General features: G+C 64.7%; 2 protein-coding genes. Both read left to right on the top strand.

Annotation, left to right across the window (positions count from 1 at the left end; all coding sequences use genetic code 11):
- The first annotated feature begins 327 nt into the window (after positions 1 to 327).
- On the top strand, positions 328 to 1509 hold the full coding sequence (gene mnmA, locus BJQ90_RS17410) for a tRNA 2-thiouridine(34) synthase MnmA (RefSeq protein ID WP_226761468.1): 1182 nt from the start codon (positions 328 to 330) through the stop codon (positions 1507 to 1509).
- Positions 1510 to 1838: 329 nt separating this feature from the next.
- On the top strand, positions 1839 to 3440 hold a 1602-nt coding region (locus BJQ90_RS17405), incomplete at its 3' end, for an ABC transporter substrate-binding protein (RefSeq protein ID WP_226761467.1).

The following is a 3440-nucleotide window of genomic DNA, read 5'->3' as shown; positions in this document are numbered from 1 at the left end:
GGCCCGCCGTACCCTTGCGCCCGGAGCGTCTTGGCGGCGGTGGCGCCGGCAAGTCCGCCGCCCACGATCACGATGTTTTCGCTGGCCATGCTCTGCTCGATTCCTCGGGCCGCCGCCCCATCCGGACCTGCCGGCCACGGCAACCAATCTAAAACCATTACTTTTGACTTTAGAATTGCCGTGCCGGGCCGTCAAGGTCTTTTGGGTGTGGAATCGGCGTGGCGATAGAATGGGGCCGCAGGCATTGTGCTATTTCCGCTGGTGATCTTTCCGCGGCCAGCAGCCGCCGGTGCCGGCCACAACCACCGACCCCCAACGAAAGTCAGTATGCGAGTTCTTGCAGCCATGAGCGGCGGCGTCGATTCCGCCGTTGCCGCAGCCCGCGCCGTCGAGGCGGGACACGACGTCGTCGGCGTCCACCTCGCGCTGTCCCGCATGCCCGGAACCCTGCGCACCGGCAGCCGCGGCTGCTGCACCATCGAGGACTCCCGGGACGCCTGGCGGGCCTGCGACGTGCTCGGAATTCCGTACTACGTGTGGGACTTCTCGGAGCGCTTCAAGGAAGACGTGGTCCAGGACTTCATCGACGAATACGCCGCGGGGCGCACCCCGAACCCCTGCATGCGCTGCAACGAACGGATCAAGTTCGCCGCGCTGCTGGAAAAGGCGATCGCCCTCGGGTTCGACGCCGTCTGCACCGGCCACTACGCCAAGGTGATCACCGACGCCGAGGGCAACCCGGAACTGCACCGCGCCGCGGACTGGGCCAAGGACCAGAGCTACGTTCTGGGCGTGCTCACCCACGAGCAGCTCAAGCACTCCATGTTCCCGCTCGCTGACACGCCCTCCAAGGCCGAGGTCCGCGCGGAAGCCGAACGCCGCGGGCTCTCCGTCGCCAACAAGCCGGACAGCCATGACATCTGCTTCATCCCGGACGGCGACACGGCCGGCTGGCTGGCCGAGAAGATCGAGATGACCACCGGTGACATCGTGGACGAGTCCGGTGCGAAGGTCGGCGAACACCCCGGCGCCAATGCCTTCACGGTGGGCCAGCGGCGCGGCCTGAAGCTGGGCACCCCGGCCGCCGACGGCAGGCCGCGCTTTGTGCTGGAAATCCGGCCGAAGGAAAACAAGGTGGTGGTGGGGCCGGAAGCGCTCCTGGCCATCGACGAGATCCGCGGCATCAAGGTCTCCTGGGCCGGCCTGCCCATCGCCGAGGTGCACACCGGCGGGGAATTCGACTGCCACGCCCAGGTCCGCGCCCACGGAGACCCCGTGCCCGCCACGGCCCGCATGGAACGCCCCGGCGCAGGCGACGGCGGTGGCAACGACGGCGGCAGTGACGACGGCGGTGCCGGCACCGCCGGGCACGGCAACCTCGTGGTGACCCTGAAAGAGCCGCTGCGCGGAGTGGCCCCAGGGCAGACCGTGGTGCTGTACCAGGGAAGCCGGGTACTGGGACAGGCCACGATCGACGCGGCGCGTTCGCTGCAGCGGGCCGCACTCTAGGGGAGCGCCACAACCGAATCGAGTGAAGGGTCCCGCCGGGAGGCGGGGCCCTTTGCCGTGTGTACGCCAAGGCCGGCGGCCGTGCGGCCGTGCGGCCGATCGTCGGGCATGCGGCCGGAGCCGCTGCACCTGGCCGAAGATCCGGATGGAATGCTGAAGAAAATGGCAGAATCCTTCGGTTCGTGTAAATTTTGTGTCTCAACTCACAAAATTCAACGTTTCACCGGCCGATCGTCTGGTTGAATCTAGGAATCAGCAAAGCGTGCCGCCCGACGAGTCACCGTTTCACTTTGGGCTGCGCTGGAACGCATCGAACAGAAAGTTCACAGATGGCAATGAACAAAAAGGCCTGGCAGGGCGTTATCGCGCTGGCCGGGGTTTCCGCCTTTGCACTGACGGCCTGCACCGGGCCGTCAGGCGGCTCGGGCGGGTCATCGGCCGCCGCAAGCGGTCCAATCGCCTATGGCACCACCGACAAGGTCACCGCATTGGACCCGGCGGGCTCGTACGACAACGGTTCGTTCATGGTGATGAACCAGATCTACTCCTTCCTGCTCAACTCCAAACCAGGCAGCGCGGATCCCGTTCCGGACCTGGCCGAGTCCGCGTCCTTCACCTCGCCGACCGAATACACGGTCAAGCTCAAGTCCGGGCTGAAGTGGGCCAACGGGCACACACTCGACTCCAAGGACGTCAAGTTCTCCTTCGACCGTCAGACCAAGATCAACGATCCCGCCGGCCCGGCGAGCCTGCTGGCCAACGTGGAAAGCGTCAGCGCCCCGGACGCCACCACCGTTGTCTTCAAGCTGAAGCTGGCCAACGACCAGACCTTCGCGCAGATCCTCAGCAGCCCTGCCGCGCCGATCGTGGACGATGAAGTCTTCCCGGCGGACAAGCTGCTCGATGACGACTCGATCGTCGCGGCGAAGGCCTTCTACGGCCAGTACACGGTCGACACGTACAAGAAGAACGAGCTGATCAGCTTCAAAGCGTTCCCTGACTACAAGGGAGTCCTCGGCAAGCCGGCCAACGACGGCGCCACGATCAAGTACTACGCGGATCCCACCAACATGAAGCTGGACATCCAGCAGGGCAACATCGACGTGGCCAACCGCAGCCTGAGCGCCACCGACATCGATGACCTGAAGAAGGATTCCAAGGTCAAGGTCAACGTGGGCCCCGGCGGCGAAATCCGCTACATCACGTTCAACTTCGACACCATGCCGTTCGGCGCCAAGGCTGCGGATGCCGATCCGGCCAAGGCGACGGCCGTCCGTCAGGCCGTTGCGAACCTCGTGGACCGGCAGGCGATCGCGGACCAGGTTTACAAGGGCACCTACCTGCCCCTGTACTCCAACGTTCCCAGCGGTTTCCTCGGTGCCAACGAATCGTTCAAGGACGCTTACGGCGACGCCGGCAAGCCCAGCCTGGACAAGGCCAAGAAGGTCATGACCGACGCTGGTGTGACTTCCCCCGTGTCGCTGAACCTGCAGTACAACCCGGACCACTACGGCAAGTCCTCCGGCGACGAATACGCCATGATCAAGGACCAGCTGGAGAAGTCCGGCTTGTTCAAGGTCAACCTGCAGTCCACGGAATGGGTCACCTACAGCAAGGCCAGCCGCGCCGATGAATACCCGCTGTTCCAGTTCGGCTGGTTCCCGGACTTCAGCGACGCCGACAACTACCTGACGCCGTTCTTCCCGGACGGCGGCTTCCTGAAGAACCACTACAACAACCCCACTGTCACGGATCTGATCAACAAGCAGCTCACCACCGTGGACAAGACCGAGCGTGAGTCCACGATCAAGGATGCCCAGAATGCCCTCGCCAAGGACATCTCCACGCTTCCGCTGCTCCAGGGCGCGCAGGTTGCCATTTCCGGCAGCGGCGTCAAGGGTGTCGACACCACCCTCGATGCCTCCTTCAAG

The organism is Arthrobacter sp. SO3, from assembly GCF_020532825.1.
Taxonomy (GTDB): Bacteria; Actinomycetota; Actinomycetes; order Actinomycetales; family Micrococcaceae; genus Arthrobacter.
This window is presented reverse-complemented; position numbering and strand designations above follow the sequence as displayed.